Genomic DNA, 18,965 nt, shown 5'->3' with positions numbered 1-18,965 from the left:
GCAACCAGCCGGCCTGATCACCGGCACTCTCATGGAGTGAAACCGAATATGCCTTCGTTCGAGCAAATGATCGAAAGCAACCGCGATGCCTGGAACGCCTCTGCCGATGCGCATCGCAACGGTGCCACCTGGCAGAGCTTGTTGACGGAGGTTGCCCATGCACAGTTCTCCTGCCTGGACCCGACACTCACGGCGCTGCTCAAGCAAGTAGACCTTCGCGGCAAACAGGTACTGCAGTTGGGCTGCAACAATGGCCGCGAAGCGCTCTCGCTGTATGCGCTAGGCGCCGAGCATGTGGTCGGCGTCGATCAGTCCGCCGCATTCCTGCAGCAAGCCCATGAACTCGCCGCAAGGTCGCCCCACGCTGTCGAGTTCATCGAGGCCGACATCCACCAGCTACCAGCCTCGATGAACGGGCGCTTCGATCTGGTGCTGATCACCATCGGCGTGCTCAACTGGATGCCCGATCTATCCGCGTTCTTCCGCCACGCTGCCAGCACGCTGAAGCCGGGCGGGACGCTGGCAATTTACGAAACTCACCCGTTCCTGGAAATGCTCGAACCTGAGTCCAACGACCCCTGGCGCATCAGCGGCAGCTACTTCCAGACCGAGCCTGTGGTTGAGGATAAGGCCATTGTTTATGAGGGCCAGGGTGAGGCGAATGGGGTGACGTCGTATTGGCACATCCACCGCATGAGCGACATCGTCACCGCTGTGCTGCAAGCGTCGCTGCAACTGCAGGCGTTCACCGAATACCCGCACTCGAACCGCGAAGAGCTCTATGACGTTTATGAGAGCAACGAGCTGCAGGTGCCGATGTGTTACACCTTGCTGGCAGTGAAATAGCTGCAACCGCAAGCAGGAACAAGCGCACGCTGATTGCGACAAAAAGCAATGGGCAACCGATAAACGCTCTAAAAAAGCGAAATTCAGGCAGAATAAATCCCCCGAAAGAAACATGTTGCAATAAACCACCACCAGCCAACGGTATAATCAGATCCGGTCAAACGGAGCGATCCATGCAAACGCTGGGAAGGGATTATCAACACGGCGAGCACGTTGCCCATCACTGCCACGGCGAAGACCAGCTGATCTACGCCGCCAGCGGCATCATGCGTGTCAGCAGTGACGGCGGTAACTACGTCATCCCCGGCGGGCATGCCCTGTGGGTACCGGCCGGGGTCGACCACGCGATCGCCATGCAAGGCCAGGTGCGCATGCGCACGCTGCTGCTTGAAGCGCACATCGACCGCTGTCAGGTGATCGTCGTTTCCGGATTGCTGCGCGAATTGATCCTGGCCGCGTCACGCCTGCCCGACCGGCAGGACGGCGAGCACATCCGCGCCCTGATCAAACACGAACTGGCCAACGCGGCCCACCTCGATGCCTTCGTAGCGATGCCGCAGCATGCGCGGCTGCGAGCGTGGTGCGAGCGCTTTCTCGACGACCCGGCCCAAGACCTCACCCTGGAGCAATGCGGCACGCAGCTCAACCTCAGTGCCCGCAGCGTGGCGCGGTTGTTTCAGCGGGAAGTGGGCATGTCCTATGGCGAATGGCGGACTCGCGCGCGGGTCATGCTCAGCCAGCAGAAGCTCGCCGAGGGCAAGCCGATCCTGACGGTGGCGCTGGAGCACGGTTACGAAAGCGCCAGCGCCTTTGCGGCCATGTTCAAGCGCACGCTCGGTCAGGCGCCGAGCGATTGGCAGTTGCGCCTGCTGGGCAGCAGCGACTAGCCAGCAGGTTGTCCCGTTTGCACGCATGGTTGGCGCGCTTGCGGCAGCGGCGCAGCGGGCGCGCTGAGTAACCTCGCATCACAGCCCCTGATGCGACATTTGTGATGCCTTTACGCCAATCCTCCCCCCGCCCTACCCGGCTTGCCTTGGCCATGCTCTGTGCGCTGACTGCCTGCGCCCGGCAACCTGTGCCCGCGCCGCCCCCCTTGCAGATTCATGCCCTGGCCAGCGTGCCCATCGGTACCAGCAGGCAGGCCCTGCCCGAGGACTGGTGGCGGCTGTTCAATGATCCGCAGCTTGACCGCTGGGTACAGCGCGCCCTGGCGCGCAATCAGGACCTGGCCCAGGCCGAAGCCAACGTACAGGCGATGCTGGCGGGCATTGCCGAGTTCGACGCCCAACGCTGGCCCGCCACTGCACTTGGCCTGGCAGCCACATACGGTAAAACTGCCGATGATCAGACCCTGGCCAAAGCCACCGACAGCCACGCCTCGGCGCAGTGGCAACTCAATCCGGGCATCGAGCTGGCCTATCAGGTCGATATCTGGGGGCAGGTACGCGCTGCCATCGAGCGCGCCGCGGTGCAGGCCGACGCCAGCGCCGCAGCACTGGACCTGGTGCGCCTGAATGTCGTCACTCAAACCAGCCGTGCCTACGTCCATCACTGCACCTTCAGCGCCCGTCTGAACCAGGCCAGGCAATCCCTGCGCAGCCTTGCGCGCAGCGTGCAACTCAGCCAACGCCAGCAGCAAGCGGGCATCGCCACCGAGCTGGACCGCGAGCGCCTGCTCGCACTGCGAGAGCAGCTGCGCGCCGAATTACCGTTGCTCGAAGCGCACCGGCAGATGGCCCTGTACGAGCTGAACATGCTCAGCGGCCAGGCTGCGCCGGCAGAGGCCATAACCTGCGACAGCCCGCCCACGCTGGCGGCTGCGCTGCCGCTCGGCGATGGCTGGCAGTTGCTCGAACGCCGCCCGGATGTGCGCCAGGCCGAGCGTGAGCTGCGCGCCGCCGGGCTGGACGTCGAGATCGTCACCGCCGACCTCTACCCCAAGGTCAGCTTTGGCGCTTCGCTGACGGCTGCCGACCAACACCTCGGTCACCTCGGCGACAGCCGCGCTGTGATGTTCGGCATCGGCCCGCTGATCACCTGGCAGTTCCCCAACGTGCGCGCCAACCGCGCCCGAGTGCGCAAGGCCGAAGCCTTGCAGCAGGCCCAACGGGCTCATTATCAAGGCGTCGCGCTGGCCGCATTGAAGGATGTGCGCCAGGCCCTCGCTCGCTTCGACGGTGAGCGGCGAAGCCTGCTGGCCGTCACCGCTGCGCTGGAGCACGGTCAACGTGCGCATGCACTGGCCGACTTCAATTACCGCGCCGGCGCCCTCGACGGCCTGGCGTTGCTCGACAGCGAACGCGAGCTGATACGCCTGCGCGCTCGCCAGGTCGACGCCCAAGGTCGTCTCGCCCAGGCCCAGATCAACCTGTTGCGCGCCCTCGGCGGCCGCTGGCAGGCACCCATCAGTAAAACCGGAACCCAACCATGAACAGTGCCGTACAACCCACCGTGCCCAACGCTGCCGAGCAGCGCAGTAAAACCACAACCCGGCGGCGCCTGGCGCTGACGCTAGCGCTCGCCGTGACCGTGGTCGCGCTGGTGGCGCTGGCCAGTTATTGGTGGACCACAGGCCGCTATCTGCAGAGCACCGATGACGCCTACATCAAGGCTGACTGGGTGGCGCTGAGTTCGCGCGTGGCGGGCAATGTGGCGGCCGTTGAAGTCGAAGACGACCAACCGGTCAAGGCCGGAGACGTGCTGGTGCGCCTGCACGATCGCGACTACAGCGCCCGCCTTGATCAGGCAAAAGCCGGTGTTGCCCAGGCGCAGGCGGCACTGCTCGCAGCCGCTGCCAGCCAGCAACTGGCGGCCGAGCGGATCACCCTGCAACGCCAGGCCATCCTCCAGGCGCAGGCCGCCCTGCGCAGCGCCAAGGCCGAAGCACGCCGCAGCCAGCTCGATGTCCAGCGTTATCGCGAACTGGTGCGTGACCACGCCGCCACCGCGCAACGGCTGGAAACCGCCACCAGCCAGGCCAGCCAGGCGCAAGCGGGCGAGCAAGTCGCCCAGGCCGCGCTGCAGCAACAGCAAGCGCAACTGAACATGGCCAAACTGCGCGCCGCGCAGGTCGATGCCGAACTCCAGCAGTGCCAAGCGACCCTTTCCCGCGCGCAAGCCCAACAACGGCTGGCCGAACAGGATCAACAAGACACCGTGATTCGCGCCCCGATCGCCGGGGTGGTCGGCCAACGCCGAGTTCGTGCCGGGCAATATGTAGTGCCAGGCCAGCCGCTGCTGGCAGTGGTGCCGTTGCAGCAGGCCTACGTCGTGGCCAACTACAAGGAAACCCAGCTGGAGCACATGCGCCCCGGCCAGCCGGTACGTATCGCGGTCGACAGCTTTTCCGACCACGACCTGCAAGGGCATGTAGCGAGCTTGTCGCCGTCCTCCGGCAATGTCTTCGCGCTGCTGCCGTCCGATAACGCTACCGGCAACTTCACCAAGATCGTGCAGCGCTTCCCGGTACGCATCCTGCTCGATCAACCGTTGCCGGATCTGCCGATCCTGCCCGGCATGTCGGTTGCGACACGGGTCGACACGCGCCCGGGGGCAAGCACCGATGAGCACTGAGCAACCGGTATCGTTGCGTGCCTGGGTGGCAGTGATGGCGGGGCTGTTCGGCTGCTTCATGGCCGGCATGAACGTACACGTCACCAGCGCGGCGCTGCCCGAGATCCGGGGTTCACTGGGGGCCAGCTTTGAAGAAGGCTCATGGATATCCACGGCCTATCTGGTCGCAGAAATCGTGATGATCCCGCTGACCGCCTGGCTGGTCGAAGTGTTCTCCCTGCGCCGAGTGATGTGGACCGGTTCGTTTATCTTTCTGCTCGCCTCGGTAGCCTGCTCGGCGGCACCCAATCTGGAGACGATGATTTTCATCCGGATCATTCAGGGCGCGGCTGGCGCGGTGCTGATTCCGCTGTCGTTCCAGCTGATTATCACCGAGCTACCGGCGCGCAAGATGGCCATGGGCATGGCCCTGTTCAGCCTGGCCAACAGCGTCGCCCAAGCCGCCGGCCCGTCGCTGGGCGGCTGGCTCACCGACGCCTTTTCGTGGCGCTGGATCTTCTACCTGCAACTGGTGCCGGGTATTGCCTTGCTGCTCGCCATCGCCTGGTCGATCGAAGCCAAGCCGATGCAGCTGGCGCGCCTGCGCCAAGGCGACTGGCTGGGCATCGCCGCCATGGTCATCGGCCTGGGCGGGCTGCAGATCGTGCTGGAAGAAGGCGGCCGCCTCGACTGGTTCAGCTCGCCGTTGATCGCCGGCCTCAGCCTGATTGCCGCCGTTGCGCTGGTGCTGTTCGTGGCGACCCAGCTGTTTGGCTCACGTGCCTTCATCAATCTGCGCCTGCTCGGCCACTACAACTTCGGCGTGGCCAGCGCGGCGATGTTCATCTTTGGCGCGGCTACCTTTGGCCTGGTCTTTCTGGTGCCCAACTATCTGTCGCAGCTGCAGGGTTTCAGCGCCCATCAGGTCGGCGTGGCGCTGATTGCCTACGGCGTGGTGCAACTGCTGCTGGCGCCACTGATGCCCCGCCTGATGGGCTGGACCAGTGCCAAGTTCATGGTCGCCAGCGGCTTTTTGATCATGGCACTGGGCTGCTGGTTGGGCGCGTGGCTGAGCGCCGATGCCGGCAACAACGTGATCATTCCCTCGACCGTGGTGCGCGGCATTGGTCAGCCGTTCATCATGGTGGCGTTGTCGGTGCTGGCCGTCGCTGGCCTGGACAAGCGCCAGGCCGGCTCAGCCTCGGCGGTGTTTTCCATGCTGCGCAACCTCGGCGGGGCCATCGGTACGGCGGGGTTGACGCAGATCGTCGCCAGCCGCGAACGGCTGCATAGCGAGCGCTTGCATGAGCACGTCACGCTGTTCTCGCCCGCCCTGCAGGAGCGTATCGGCCAACCGATGCAGAGCTGGCTGCTGCAGCAGCAACAGCTGCTCGAAGGGCTGGCCGGGACGATCCGCCGCGAGGCCTACCTGATGGCCTACAGCGATGCATTCTATGTGTCGTGCCTGGCGCTTACCGCCTGCGCAGTCGCGGCCCTGCTGCTGCGCTCGGAACGGGCAAAGGAATCTACAGCCCCGTAGCCAAGGCATCACTCAGCTTGCGCGCTTGCGCCCGCATTGCCTGGCAGAAACGATCGACCGCCGCCGAGCCGGGGCGGTGGTCTGGGCGAACCAACATCACTTTGTAGGGTACGCAGACACTCAGCCTGCGTATCGACAGGCCACTGCGCGCAGCGTCCAGGCCACTTAGCGGATTGATGACTGCCACGCCCAGCCCTTGCCTGACCATCGCGCATACCGAGGCGGCATTGGTCGTCTCGATGACGGTGCGCCGGTTGACGCCTGCCGCGCTGAAATGCTGATCCAGCTGCTGGCGATAGGTATCCAGGCTGGAGAGGTTGATGAAATCAACCTGGTGAAAGTCACTGAGCTCAAGCTGGCGCTTGTCGAGCAACGGGTGCTGATCCGGCAATAGGCAGACCATGCTTGCGCTGAACAACAACTCAGCGACGGTCCCGTGTGGCGTTTGCTCGACCTCGGTGAGCCCAAGGTCATGCTGTTGTGCAATCAGAGACTCTTCCAGCAGTGGCGACTCTTGCGCTTCGATCCGCACGCTCACGCCGGGGTAGTGTTGATGAAAGCTTTGGCACACCTCTGGCAGTAACGTCTGCGAAAACAGTGGCAGGCAAGTGATCGCCAACCTGCCCTGCTCAAAATTGCGAATGGCCTGGGCGCAGCGATCGATACGCTCCAGAGCGATGTACGACCGCTCCACTTCCTCCAGCAGCAGCAACGCCTGCGCCGTCGGCTTCAAGCGTCCTGCTTCGCGGTCAAACAGGCTCAACCCCACCAGTTGTTCGAACCTCGCCAGTTCACGGCTGACGGTAGGTTGCGAGGTGAACAGCAGGCGTGCAGCCCCGGTCACGCTGCCGGCTGACATGATGGCCCGAAAGATCTCGATATGACGAAATGTAAGCTTCACAGCGGCACCGACGCAGCAGAATTGCCATATCAGATATGAATTGCTGACACATAAAAAGCTATTTTTATAAATACGTCGCTTACCGCAACCTTGGGCCCCTCCCGTACAAGGATTACCCCATGCCTGAATCCACCCCCTTCCACTTGCTGGCCAGCGCAGTTCGCCGCCATGGCTCGCCGTTGTGGGCCTACGACGCAAACACCATCAACGCCAGGATCGACCAGTTGCAAGGCTTCGATCTGGTTCGCTATGCGCAGAAAGCCAACCCGAATCTGCATATCCTGCGCCTGATGCGCGCGCGAGGCCTGGCCCTGGATGCGGTATCACTGGGCGAAATCGAACGGGCCCTGGCTGCAGGCGCCACGCTCGATCGGCAGCCAGCAGAGCTGGTACTGACCAGCGATGTGCTGGATCGCGCGACGCTGGCGCGGGTGGTCGAAGCGGGCATCGAGGTCAATGCGGGCTCAATCGACATGCTCCGACAGCTGGGCGAATGCTCCCCCGGGCACCGGGTGTGGCTGCGGATCAACCCGGGCTTCGGCCACGGCCACAGCCGCAAGACCAACACCGGCGGCGAAAACAGCAAGCATGGCATCTGGCACGAGCAACTTGGCGAGGCCCTCGACTGCATCCGCGCTCACGGCCTGCACCTGGTGGGCGTGCACATGCACATCGGCTCAGGTGTGGATTATGCGCACCTGGAGCAGGTCGCCCAGGCGATGGTCAAGTTGGTCGGCCGGCTGAACATGGATATCGAGGCGTTCTCGATCGGCGGCGGGTTATCGGTACCCCACCGGGACGGCGACACTCCGGTCGACATCCAGCGCTATGCCCGGACCTGGGCAGCGGCGAAAAGCCAGATCGAAACAATGCTTGGCCATGGCGTGCGCATGGAGATCGAGCCGGGGCGGTTCTTGCTTGCCGAGTCGGGCTACCTGGTGACCGAGGTGCGTGCGGTCAAGCAGATGGGCGGCAACCGCTTCATCATGGTCGACGCCGGCTTCAACGATTTGCTGCGCCCGGCGCTGTATGGCAGTTATCACCGGATGACAGTGTTTGATGCCAACGGCAATCCAGTCGAGCGGCCATTGCAACTGACTCAGGTGGCTGGCCCGCTGTGCGAGTCGGGCGATGTTTTCACCCAGGACGAGCACGGGCTGGCGGCGCAGTTGTTGCCCCAGGCCTGTGTCGGCGACCTGCTGGTGATCCACGACGCAGGGGCCTACGGCGCCTCCATGTCGTCGAACTACAACAGTCGGCCGTTGTTGCCCGAAGTGCTGATCGAGGATGGCGATATTCGTCTGATCAGGCGCCGACAAACCATTCAGGCGCTATTGGACCTGGAACTGTAAGAACCACGCTGATCGACTCGGGCCGGGCCGATCAGCGACATTTCACCAGCGCCAAGCGACACGCTTGTCCCGCCCTGAAAATAAAACTTGCCCCACTGCATCCAACCCGCCACCCACCGCGTATATCAAGCACGGACAGACCTTCCTGGCCGATACTTCCTGCAAGGATCACCACCATGAAACGCACTGCATTGAAAACGCAGCTGGTCGCCAGCCTGCTGACGCTCGCCTTCGCCGGTAATTTCACCATCAGTACCGCGCAAGCGGCGAGCATGAACCAGGACAGCGTCATGGTGGGCGGCCAGAGCATGTTGCCGAGCAAGGACATCATCGACAACGCGGTGAACTCTGCAGATCACACTACGTTGGTCGCCGCAGTGAAAGCGGCCGGGCTGGTCGACACCCTCAAAGGCAAAGGCCCGTTCACCGTATTCGCGCCGGTCAACTCAGCCTTCGCGGCATTGCCCGCGGGCACTGTCGACACGCTGCTGAAACCGGAAAACAAGGCCAGCTTGAGCAAACTGCTCACCTATCACGTCGTTGCCGGCAAGCTCGACATGGCTGCCCTTGCCGCCAAGATCAAGGCGGGCGGCGGCAAAGCCGAACTGACCACCGTGGCGGGCGGCAAGTTGTGGGCGATGATGAACGGGCCGCACAACATCACCCTCAAGGATGAAAAGGGTGACGTGGCCGACATCACCACCTACGACGTGTACCAGTCCAACGGCGTGATCCAGGTAATCGACAAGGTCCTGATGCCTAAAGGCTGAGCCCTGCCGCCGCGCCCATCGGACGGGGTGCGGCGGTATTGGCCAGGCGCCGCTCAGTGAATGGCCCGTCCCCATTTCCTACACTATTCTCTGACTGCAATCGAAGCCTCGCATCACTCAACCGATTGCCTGGAGAACAGCTATCTCAATCGCCGAAAGTGACCAGTTGGCGCAGCTCCTGGCATCCACTGCGCTGGGCGACCGACGCGCCTTCGAAACGCTCTATCGCAGTGTAAGCCCGCGCTTGCACGGGATTGCCCTGCGTTTCATGGGGCGCGGCGATCTGGCTGAAGATGTGCTGCAGGAGAGTTTCGTGCGCATCTGGCATAACGCCTCCCGCTACCAGGTGCACATTTCCGCGCCAATGACCTGGATGATCAACATCACTCGCAATCAGGCCGTGGATCACCTGCGCAAGCAACGTGAACGCTCGCTGAGCGATGTCGAAGCGCAGCTGCTGGAGGATCAAGGTCCTTCCGCGCATGAGCAATTGAGCACTGCCCGCGAGGCTAGCGCGCTGAACCGCTGCCTGGACACGCTTGAAGGCATGCAACGCCAGTCGATCGCCGTCGCGTATTTCCAGGGTTTGTCCTGTGCCGAACTCGCCGTCCACCTCAAGGCTCCATTGGGCTCGGTCAAGTCGTGGATCCGCCGTGGTATGGAGCGCCTGCGCAGGTGCCTTGAATCATGAACTATCAAACCCCTGCCCTGCGCCGTGCCTTGGCTGGCGACTACGCCGTCGGTTTGATGCCGGCGCTGGCGCAGCGGCGCTTTGAACGGCTGTTGCTTGAAGACAAGGCGCTGCGTGCAGAGCTTGCCCAGTGGCAAACCTGCCTGGCCAGCATGACCGAGACTATCCCAGAGTCGCCCGTTGCGGAGCATGTCTGGCAGCGGATCAGGGCACACATCGAACCGCAGCCGGTCACTGAACCGGCTAAACGCGGGTGGTGGAACGGGCTGCGTATCGGCGTGGTGGCTTGTGCGCTGGCGGTGGCCGTGGTGTTTGGCGTGATCCACAACCTCGACGACAGCCGCTACCGCGCCACCCTGCGCAGTGACACTGCGCAGGCTGTGTTCCGGATTGACGCTGGTGCAGACCAGTTGCACATCGAAGCGCTGGCACTGACTGCAATTACCCCGGCGCACAGCCTGCAACTCTGGGCGATCGCCGCGGGCAGCAAGCCGGTCTCGCTCGGGGTGATCGCCGCGACTGGCCGCAGCACGCTCAAGCTTGATCAGGCCCAGAGCCGATTGCTCGGCAAGGCCGTGGTGTTGGCGATCAGCCTTGAACCCAAAGGCGGCTCGCCGACCGGTCAACCGACCGGGCCGGTACTGTACAAAGGTGCGCTGGCGGATCTGTAGACCAGACCCGCCACTGGCCCGGCAGGGGCTTCAGAGCTCTCGGCGAACGATCTCTGCACCCGCACTCAGCGCGCTCAGCTTGCCCTGGGCAACCTGCCGGGGCAACGGCGCCATGCCACAGTTGGTGCACGGGTACAGCTTGTCGGCATCGACGAACTGCAGCGCTTTGCGCAAGGTGTTGGCCACCTCCTCGGGCGTTTCGATGGTGTGGTTCGCGACATCGATCGCGCCGACCATTACCTTCTTGCCACGGATCAGCTCGATCAGGTCCATTGGCACATGGGAGTTGTGGCATTCGAGCGAGATGATGTCGATGCTGGACTTCTGCAGTTTCGGAAACGCCTCTTCGTACTGACGCCATTCCGAGCCGAGGGTCTTCTTCCAGTCGGTGTTGGCCTTGATGCCGTAGCCGTAGCAGATATGCACCGCGGTTTCGCACTTCAGGCCTTCGACTGCCCGCTCCAGGGCAGCAACGCCCCAGTCGTTGACTTCGTCGAAGAACACGTTGAAGGCCGGTTCGTCGAACTGAATGATGTCGACGCCGGCCGCTTCCAGTTCCCTGGCTTCCTGATTGAGGATCTTGGCAAATTCCCACGCCAGCTTTTCACGACTTTTGTAATGGCTGTCGTAGAGCGTATCGATCATGGTCATGGGGCCCGGCAGTGCCCACTTGATCGGCTGATCGGTCAGCTGGCGCAGGTACCTGGCGTCTTCGACAAACACCGGTCTTGTCCGCGCAACAGCGCCTGCGACGGTTGGCACGCTGGCATCGTAACGGTCACGGATCCTGACAGTTTCGCGCTTTTCGAAATCAACCCCGCTCAAATGCTCGATGAACGTGGTGACGAAATGCTGACGGGTTTGCTCACCGTCACTGACGATATCGATGCCCGCCTGTTGCTGCGCTTGCAACGACAGACGCAGAGCATCCTGTTTACCCTCAGTCAGTTCATCGCCTTGCAGCTTCCAGGGCGACCAGAGTGTTTCGGGCTGGGCCAGCCAGGAGGGTTTCGGCAGGCTGCCGGCAGTCGAAGTGGGTAGCAGTTTTTTCACGGTAGATAACCTTGCTTTGTTAACGGCTCAAACCGCGTAGTTGGCGGCCCACTGTTCGAGAACAGCGCGGTGAGGTTTGATGAAGTGTTCGGCGACGAACTGGCCCTGCTCTTGCGCCAGCCGGCTGCGCTCTTCGCGGTCATAGACGATGCGCGTCAATGAATAATCTTCATGTTGCAGGCTTGGCCGGTACGACTTGCCCGCTGCGGAATTGGCGTTGTAGATCTCGGGACGATAGATCTTCTGGAAGGTGTCCATCGTGCTGATGGTGCTGACCAGCTCAAGCGTTGTGTAATCGGCCAGCAGATCACCCGAGAAATAAAACGCCAGCGGCGCAACGCTGTTGGGCGGCATAAAGTAACGCACCTTCAAGCCCATCTGTTTGAAGTATTCATCGGTCAGCGAGTAATCATCCTGGCGATACTCGATACCCAGCACCGGGTGGTGATTGTCGGTGCGCTGATACGTCCTGCTGGTGGAAACGCTCAGGCAGATAACCGGGGGCTTGGCGAAGTGCTCGCGGTAGGCGCTGGAGGTGACGAAGTGCTGGAACAGCTTGCCGTGCAGCTCGCCGAAGTTTTCCGGAACGGCAAACTCGGACGCGCCTTTGTTGTGCTGCGACAACAGCACACTGAAGTCGTAATCGCGCACATAGGAGGAGAAGTTGTTGCCCACCATGCCCTGGGTACGCTCGCCGGTGACGCGATCCACTACGGTCGCTTTCAATATCTCGATCAACGGCAGGCCGCGCGCGCTGTCAGGTGCACCGAGGTCCATTTCAACCGAGATGATGTCCAGTTCGACGCTGTAGCGATCCGCTGTCGGGTTGTCCCAATGGGCCAAGGCATTGAAGCGGTTGTCGATCATCTGCAGGGTATTGCGCAAGTTCTCCCGGCGGTTGCTGCCGCGCGCCAGATTGGCGAAGTTGGTGGTAATGCGGGTCTTTTCGCAGGGTTGATAGTTTTCGTCGAAACGAAGACTTTTCAGGGTAAAGGCAAACTGGTTATTCATCGCAACCTGACATCCTGTTGAGCGAGATGAAACCCGAAACCCGAACGCACATTTCCAGCAGTGGGCAACTCGGGCTTCAGTTTTATCGCGTAACTAAGTAGGACGTAGTCTAGGTTGCTGGTTGTGTGCAAACTAATGAAACGATTTCACAGCATCATTAGGCATATTCATGCAGGTATCCAGAGGTCCTTGGATCATGCTCTAAGCAGCAAACCGCGCAGCAGCAACTCCAATGCCGCGCTGGCCCGCTCCAGCCTACGGGAGGCTTGGTCGCCCTCCGCGATCCAGAACGCCGCTTCCGACAGACTGCCATAGATCAAGGATGCCAACGCTTCCGAGTCCGCCTCGGCCACTACGCCTTGCGCCATCAGTTCATCGATCAACCCCGTCATCGACTCGACACAGTGGCGCTGCGCCTCGGCCGAGGCAGGGCCCAGCACCGCTCGGGCATCACGCAGCAACAGGCGCTGGATTTCCGGCTCGAGGGCCATCTGCAGATAGGCCTGGCAGCGACCGCTGAAGCCTTCCCAGGGGTTCTCAGCGGAATCAGAAATGGCCTGCAGCCGTGCGTCCACCTCGCTGTCGACCTGCTCGACTACCGCCGCCAGCAGCCCTTTCTTGTCACCAAAGTGGTGATATAGCGCGCCGCGGGTAAAGCCCGCCTGGGCGGTCAGGTCATCCATTGAAGTGTCGGCATAGCCACGCTCGGTGAACACCTTGCGCGCGGTGGCGAGCAAGGCTGCGCGGGTTTCTTCCATCTCGACACGGGTGCGACGAACCATCTGCGTTCTCCTGGCTACGGCCTGAATGATGATTTACATACGCATCGTATGAATATACGATCGCTTTCATACACAGCGTATGTATTTTCCCTGCATGGGCAATGCACATGCAAGTCGGCATTTCAGGAGATCCCCATGGCCCCCACCTATCGAGCACTGTTCACCGCACCTGGCAGCACTGCTTTTACCGCCGCAGGCCTGCTGGCGCGGCTACCTCTGCCAATGACCGGTATCGGCATCATCACCCTGTTATCCCAGCTCTACGGCAGTTATGCCCTGGCAGGGCTGGTCTCGGCGACCTTTGTGCTGACCTACGCCCTGCTCTCGCCGCAGCTGTCGCGGCTGGTTGATCTGCATGGGCAACGCCGCGTGCTGCCGGTCGCGACCGCGATCAGCGTGGTGGGCCTGTTGATGCTGGCCGCCAGCGCCAGGTGGCAGGCGCCAGTCTGGTGTTTGTTCATCGCAGCTCTGCTCGCCGGATTCATGCCAAGCATGTCGGCGATGGTGCGGGCCCGCTGGACCGCCCTTTATCGCGGCCAGCCCTGCCTGCAAACGGCGTATTCGCTGGAAACGGTCTTTGACGAAGTGACGTTCATCCTCGGCCCACCGCTTGCAGTCGGCTTGTCTGTGGCGGTGTTTCCAGAAGCTGCGCTGTTGCTGAGCGCAAGCGTGTTGGCGCTTGGCGTGACTGCGCTGCTGCTTCAACGTGCCACCGAGCCAGGCGTTGCTGCTGCCGATAATCTGGCTACACCATCATGCTCGGTCATCCGCCTGGGCAGCGTGCGTCTGCTGACGCTGTTGATGGTGTGCATGGGCATCATTGTCGGCACCGTCGATATCGCCAGCGTGGCATTCGCCGAGCAGCTTCAGCGCCCGGCAGCTGCGAGCGTGGTCCTGGCCGCATATGCGCTCGGCTCTTGCGCGTCCGGCTTGCTGTTTGGCGTTTTGCAGACGAACGTTGCGCTGCATCGACAGCTGCTCATCGGTGCAGCCGCTACAGCCGTAACTACGCTGCCGCTGATGCTTGCGGGCAGCATCCCTGCCCTGGCTGCCGCAGTACTGGTGGCGGGCCTGTGCTTCGCACCCACCATGATTGTGGCGATGACCCTGATCGAGCGGTTGGTCCCTGAACAGCAAGTGACCGAGGGCATGACCTGGCTGCTGGCTGGGCTGAATGTTGGCGTGGCTATGGGCGCAGCGGGTGCCGGGCGAATCGTTGACGGCGCGGGTGTCCACGCTGGATTTGCCTTGGCCCTGGGGGCCGCCTGTGCAGTGCTGCTGGTGGCACTGCAGGCATCGCGAAAGCTGCACAGCCAGCAAACGGCTGCGCTGATGACTGAGTGAACGGTTCGCGCCACCTAACTGGCGCGCCTTGATAACAGACCGTTGGATGGTTGGGGGCTGCCGCGCAGCCCCCATGTCGAAATCCGGATCACTCCAACAGCGCTAGCAACCGCCCCGCCAGCTCAGCCGCATCCTGCTGATAATTTTTACCCCAGCGCACCGACCAGTCTCCAGGTCGCCCCTGCTCATCCCACTCGGCCAATGCCAGCGCATTGACGATCTCAAGTTCAAACCACAGCGCCTGCCAGGCATCGCTGTCCTTGACCAGCGCAGCGTCCTGCCAGAGAAACTCCGTGGCCGCGACGAACGCCGACCAGGCATAAATATCCTGCGCCGCGCGACCACCTAGCGCTAGCCAATAGGCCCGATCCATCAACGCAGTCTCCTTGATCAAAAGCTCGCCTTCACCGACGCCATGAAGTTGCGCGGCTCACCGTAGTAGTTGCCGAACGCCTCGGTGCCGATGGTTGCATAGTAACGCTTGTCGAACAGGTTATTGGCGTTCAGTGCCAGCGACCAGGTGTCATCGATGCGGTAACCGATCCGTCCATTCCAGACCACGTAACCTGCCTGGGTGATTTTCTCGCCGCTGGCAGGCGACAGGCGGAAATTGTCACTTTGCGCATTCACCCCTGCCCCAACCGTGAAGCGCTCGAGCGCCCCGCCCAAGGCATATTCACCCCACATCCGCAGTACATGCCGCGGCACATAGCTGTTGAACGCTGCGCCGTTGAGGCTGGCGTCGATGTCGTCGAGGGTCTTGGTCTGGGTGTAGGTATAGCCCGCCATCAGTTGCAGGCGCTCGATGACTTCGCCGCTGATTTCAGCCTCGAAACCCTGCGCACGAACCTTACCGGCGTTGACATAGCAATAGCCGTCGGAAGACGGGCATGACGAAAAGTAATCCGTCTGCGCCTGGTCCTTTTGGAGGGTGCGGAACAGGTTGAACGCGCTGTTGAGGCGACCGTCGAACCAGGCGCCCTTGATCCCCAACTCGTAACTCTGGCCTACCAACGGTTTGAGCGCCGATCCGGCTTCATCGCGGTAATTGCCTTGCGGGGTGAAGATATCCGAGTAGCTGGCGTAGGCCGTCAGGTTGTCATTGAGGTCCAGCAGTACGCCGGCAAACGGGGTCACCTGGCCGGTCTCGCGGCTGCGCGAATGCTGTGGGGCAACGCCGTTGAGGAACTCCGAATCGGTCTCTGAGCTGTACCAACTGACCCGTCCACCGACCACCAGCGTCAGCGGATCGGCCAGTTTCAGGCGCAGCGTCGAGTACACGCCTTTCTGTTTGGTAACCGATTTGACCGGGCCACCGCGCGACGCATTGTCGATGAAGTAGCTGTCATCCGGCTCAGGGATATTCTTGTCAGGGTTGAATACATTCTGTCGTTGCGGCAGAAACGCGACCGAATAGAAGTCGTCCTTGTCGGCGCGGCTCGCATTGGCGCCGAACACCAACTCGTGCTGCCGGCCAAACGCTGCGAACTTGCCATCGACATAGGCATCCAGACCATAGCCGACCTGGTCGTAGTCATACATGCTGCCGAGCATACCGGTGGTGTCGACGCCGGGGGTAACAGCGCCGGAGGCGAAAGCGTATTTGATATCCTGGGTGTTTGTTGAATGGACGCTGGCGACCTTGAGCTGCCAGTCATCATTGAACTGGTGCTTGAGGTCACTGAATACGGTAGTGCGTTGGCTGCGCCAGGTATTCCACGAAGGGTCCAGGCAGGTCGAGCGGCTCAGCTTTAGGTCACTGCGATCGCGATAGCGCGGCAAGCCACCCCAGCATGGATTGGCGTCGACGTCTTCATAGGCGACACCGAGGCCCAGGGTAGTGTCAGGGCCGAGATCGAAATCGAGTGCGCCGTAATAGACCTGATCCTTGCGGCTGGCGTCATCGGTGAAGTAGTGCCGGCTCTGCTGCGCGATCACCGCCCTGCCGCGAAGCGTGCCGGACGCATTCAGCGGGCCGCCCGTGTCGACCTGTCCACGGTAATTGTCCCAACTGCCGCCCGACAGGGTGACATCGGTGTGGGCAGCAGCCAGGCCACGCTTGCGCACAAAGTTGACGCCACCGGCGGTGCCGCCCGCGCCTTTCATCATGCCGGCGGCGCCGCGCAGGACTTCGACCCGGTCGTAATAGGCCATGTCACTGCTAAAGCTGTCGGCCTGCACGTACAGGTTGCCCATGTCCAGCGGCACGCCGTCGTACTGGTACTGGCCCGACATGCGGAAACCGCGAGAGTAGAAGTATTTTCCACCCATGGTCGAGTCATACACGGTGATGCCCGGAGTCTTTTCCATGACTTGGTCGATGGTGTTGAGATTCTGGTCATCGAGCAGCTTGCGGGTCATCACCGTGACCGACTGCGGTGTTTCCTTGAGCGAGTGCTCACCCTTGCCGATCGTGACCGCGCCGGTAGTATACGAGCCGCTGTTCTCGGTAGTGGCGCCAAGCACCTGGCCGTTGATGGTGGTGGCGCCCAGCTCCATTGCCGAACCAGTAGCGGGCGCAGCACGCAGCACATAGGTGCCGTCAGCCTGCGCTTCGGCCTGCAGGCCGCTGCCGGCAAGAATCCGCGCAAAACCTTCGCCAATGCTGAACTGCCCATTGAGCCCTGGCGACTGCAGCCCGGCTGTTTGGCGGCCATCAAAAGAGATCGCAGCACCCGCTGCGCTGGCGAAGCGGCCGAGTACCTCGGTCAGGCTGTCCGGGCCAATCGCGAACGCCCGCGCCGCGCCTTGCTCCTGCGCCGGAGCGGCGACTGTTGCCGTCGACCATACACTGGCCATGCTTGCGGCCAACAAACCAGCCCTGACTGCGGTCGCCAGACGACCCCGCTTGTGCATTGCAGACATGCCTACCCTCCCCCTGAACATTGCTCAATAAAACGTATTGGGGGATGAGCCGAACGGCGTCGGTAAAAAGTGCACATGCCTGCGAATTTTTTTCAATGGGACACGGCCGCTGCCGAGACATGCACCCAGTAGCGGCTGAAGCGCGTGACCCGCAGCGACAGGCCACTTTCCAGTGCGGTAAGGGCAAGGTCGGTGTCATCGACCGGGAACGCTCCGGAGACCTTCATCCGGGCAATCTGCGGATCGCAACGCAGCACGCCGCGGCGATAACGCGACAGATCCGCCAACAGCTCAGCCAACGGCCGCTCCACGGCAATGATGCTGCCCTGCTGCCAGGCGCCCACGGAGGCATCACTGCGCTGCACAGCCCCCGACGAGCGTTTATTGAAGTCCAGCCGCTGCCCCGCTTCGACCCGAATGGCTGCGCCAGCGCTGGCCGTGCGGACCTCTACCGCCTTCTCGATTACGGCGACCTCGGCGTTCTGCTCGTGAGTGCGAACGATGAAGCGCGTGCCCAGCGCCAGTACCTCGCCGTGACGGGTGTGGATTTTGAACGGCCGCTGCGCAGCGTCAGGGGCCGTGCTGATCAAAATCTCGCCCTGCAGCAAATCAAGCAGACGCTGGCTGCCGTCGTACCTCACGTTGACTGCCGAATCGGTGTTCAGCCACAGGCTGCTGCCATCCGCCAACTGAAACTGGCGACGCTCACCAACCGTGGTCCGAAAATCGGCAAACAGCTGCTGCGGCGTATCACTGCGCCAGCTCAGCCAACCCAGTGACGCAGCAGGCACCAGGATCATGACGCTGCGCAGCACCTGTCGGCGCGAGCGTTCGAGGCCACGCAATGCCGGTGCCGCCACCGCACCTGGCACGCTGGCCATCTGCTCGGCAACGGCAGTCATACGCTGCCAGGCCTGCAGGTGAACAGGATCGGCCACCAGCCAGGCGTTCCAGGCCGCCCGCTCGGCGTCGGTAGCGACCCCTGATTGCAGCGCTGCGTACCAGCGCGCTGCGGCGCTGATCGCTTGCCGTTCAGCGAGGGTCAGGCTCATGCCAGCTGCATCTGGATCTGCATCAAGCAGCAGTGCTCCATGGCCTTGGCCATATGCTTGTTGACGCTGCGCAGGCTGATACCCAACTGCGCGGCGATCTGCGGGTAACTCAGGCCGTCGAACTGCGACAGGATCAGCACCTGTTTGACCTTGGGCCCCAGGCCTTGCAGCAAGCGGTCGATCTCGACCAACGCCTGCAGCATGATCGCCTGCTCTTCCGGAGACGGCTGCAGCGCTTCAGGCATGGCGGCCAGTGCCTGCAGGTAGGACTGTTCGAGCGAACGGCGCCGAAACAGGTCGATCAGCAAACCGTTGGCGATCCTCGACAAGTACGGCCGCGGCTCGCGGATCTCCAGGGCGCTGCGCGCCTTGAGCACGCGCACGAAGGTGTCCTGGGTCAGATCGGCGGCATCGAAAGCATTGCCCAGGCGCTGGCGCAACCAGCGATTGAGCCAGCCGTGATGCTCGCAGTACAGGTCATTGACGGCGGTGTGCAGGGACGCATCATTGGCGGACATGGCAATAGAACGTTTCG

At 62.3% G+C, this 18,965-nt stretch carries 18 protein-coding genes; 10 read left to right on the top strand and 8 right to left on the bottom strand.

Annotated elements, in window-relative coordinates:
• Window positions 1–48: 48 nt before the first annotated feature.
• The 5 genes from AC58X1_RS00770 to AC58X1_RS00750 all read left to right on the top strand — a co-directional run bounded on the left by AC58X1_RS00770 (window position 49) and on the right by AC58X1_RS00750 (window position 5,938).
• On the top strand, window positions 49–846 hold the full coding sequence (locus AC58X1_RS00770; protein WP_497428110.1) for a class I SAM-dependent methyltransferase: 798 nt from the start codon (window positions 49–51) through the stop codon (window positions 844–846).
• Window positions 847–1,019: 173 nt separating this feature from the next.
• Window positions 1,020–1,733, top strand: coding sequence for an AraC family transcriptional regulator (locus AC58X1_RS00765; protein WP_150569541.1), 714 nt, complete (start codon window positions 1,020–1,022; stop codon window positions 1,731–1,733).
• Window positions 1,734–1,837: 104 nt separating this feature from the next.
• Entirely contained in the window at window positions 1,838–3,277 is a 1,440-nt protein-coding gene (locus tag AC58X1_RS00760; protein WP_497428109.1) for an efflux transporter outer membrane subunit, read from the top strand.
• Window positions 3,274–4,419, top strand: a complete 1,146-nt coding sequence (locus tag AC58X1_RS00755) for an HlyD family secretion protein (protein ID WP_497428108.1) — start codon at window positions 3,274–3,276, stop codon at window positions 4,417–4,419. Before AC58X1_RS00760 ends, AC58X1_RS00755 begins: the two co-directional genes overlap by 4 nt.
• Window positions 4,409–5,938, top strand: coding sequence for an MDR family MFS transporter (locus tag AC58X1_RS00750; protein WP_497428107.1), 1,530 nt, complete (start codon window positions 4,409–4,411; stop codon window positions 5,936–5,938). The genes AC58X1_RS00755 and AC58X1_RS00750 overlap by 11 nt, the downstream gene beginning before the upstream one ends.
• Here the strand turns inward: AC58X1_RS00750 and AC58X1_RS00745 are convergent.
• Window positions 5,925–6,839 (bottom strand): LysR family transcriptional regulator, encoded by a 915-nt coding sequence (locus tag AC58X1_RS00745; RefSeq protein ID WP_497428106.1) that lies wholly within the window; start codon window positions 6,837–6,839, stop codon window positions 5,925–5,927. The genes AC58X1_RS00750 and AC58X1_RS00745 overlap by 14 nt on opposite strands.
• 119 nt (window positions 6,840–6,958) lie before the next feature.
• Between AC58X1_RS00745 and lysA the strand changes: the two genes are divergently transcribed.
• The 4 genes from lysA (at window position 6,959) to AC58X1_RS00725 (ending at window position 10,323) form a co-directional block, all read left to right on the top strand.
• A complete protein-coding gene (lysA, locus tag AC58X1_RS00740; RefSeq protein ID WP_497428105.1) occupies window positions 6,959–8,191 on the top strand; it encodes a diaminopimelate decarboxylase in 1,233 nt (410 codons plus the stop codon).
• A gap of 176 nt (window positions 8,192–8,367) precedes the next feature.
• On the top strand, window positions 8,368–8,961 hold the full coding sequence (locus AC58X1_RS00735) for a fasciclin domain-containing protein (protein ID WP_181108367.1): 594 nt from the start codon (window positions 8,368–8,370) through the stop codon (window positions 8,959–8,961).
• 94 nt (window positions 8,962–9,055) lie between these two features.
• Window positions 9,056–9,652, top strand: a complete 597-nt coding sequence (locus AC58X1_RS00730) for a sigma-70 family RNA polymerase sigma factor (protein WP_497428750.1) — start codon at window positions 9,056–9,058, stop codon at window positions 9,650–9,652.
• A complete protein-coding gene (locus AC58X1_RS00725; protein ID WP_497428104.1) occupies window positions 9,649–10,323 on the top strand; it encodes an anti-sigma factor in 675 nt (224 codons plus the stop codon). Before AC58X1_RS00730 ends, AC58X1_RS00725 begins: the two co-directional genes overlap by 4 nt.
• 30 nt (window positions 10,324–10,353) lie before the next feature.
• On the opposite strand, the gene AC58X1_RS00720 is transcribed toward AC58X1_RS00725, so the two are convergent.
• The 3 genes from AC58X1_RS00720 to AC58X1_RS00710 form a co-directional block, all read right to left on the bottom strand.
• Entirely contained in the window at window positions 10,354–11,376 is a 1,023-nt protein-coding gene (locus AC58X1_RS00720; RefSeq protein ID WP_312390402.1) for a methionine synthase, read from the bottom strand.
• A gap of 27 nt (window positions 11,377–11,403) precedes the next feature.
• Window positions 11,404–12,387 carry a DUF1852 domain-containing protein gene (locus AC58X1_RS00715; RefSeq protein ID WP_497428103.1) on the bottom strand — a complete coding sequence of 328 codons (984 nt, stop codon included), beginning with the start codon at window positions 12,385–12,387 and terminating at the stop codon, window positions 11,404–11,406.
• Between the two features lie 194 nt (window positions 12,388–12,581).
• The gene (locus AC58X1_RS00710; protein WP_101318549.1) at window positions 12,582–13,169 is read right to left on the bottom strand and encodes a TetR/AcrR family transcriptional regulator; all 588 of its coding nucleotides are present in this window, start codon (window positions 13,167–13,169) and stop codon (window positions 12,582–12,584) included.
• Between the two features lie 135 nt (window positions 13,170–13,304).
• On the opposite strand from AC58X1_RS00710, the gene AC58X1_RS00705 reads away from it, so the two are divergent.
• On the top strand, window positions 13,305–14,513 hold the full coding sequence (locus tag AC58X1_RS00705; protein WP_497428102.1) for an MFS transporter: 1,209 nt from the start codon (window positions 13,305–13,307) through the stop codon (window positions 14,511–14,513).
• 88 nt (window positions 14,514–14,601) lie between these two features.
• Here AC58X1_RS00705 and AC58X1_RS00700 read toward each other — a convergent pair whose 3' ends face one another.
• From AC58X1_RS00700 to AC58X1_RS00685, 4 genes are all read right to left on the bottom strand, one after another.
• Complete coding sequence (locus AC58X1_RS00700; RefSeq protein WP_497428749.1) at window positions 14,602–14,889, bottom strand: hypothetical protein; 288 nt, start codon at window positions 14,887–14,889, stop codon at window positions 14,602–14,604.
• 14 nt (window positions 14,890–14,903) lie between these two features.
• Window positions 14,904–17,378 (bottom strand): TonB-dependent siderophore receptor, encoded by a 2,475-nt coding sequence (locus AC58X1_RS00695; protein ID WP_497428101.1) that lies wholly within the window; start codon window positions 17,376–17,378, stop codon window positions 14,904–14,906.
• Window positions 17,379–17,470: 92 nt separating this feature from the next.
• Window positions 17,471–18,430, bottom strand: coding sequence for a FecR domain-containing protein (locus AC58X1_RS00690; protein WP_497428100.1), 960 nt, complete (start codon window positions 18,428–18,430; stop codon window positions 17,471–17,473).
• The gene (locus AC58X1_RS00685; protein WP_150572992.1) at window positions 18,427–18,948 is read right to left on the bottom strand and encodes a sigma-70 family RNA polymerase sigma factor; all 522 of its coding nucleotides are present in this window, start codon (window positions 18,946–18,948) and stop codon (window positions 18,427–18,429) included. Before AC58X1_RS00685 ends, AC58X1_RS00690 begins: the two co-directional genes overlap by 4 nt.
• Window positions 18,949–18,965 lie beyond the last annotated feature (17 nt).

The organism is Pseudomonas sp. PGPR N4 (genome assembly GCF_059693665.1).
This window is presented reverse-complemented; position numbering and strand designations above follow the sequence as displayed.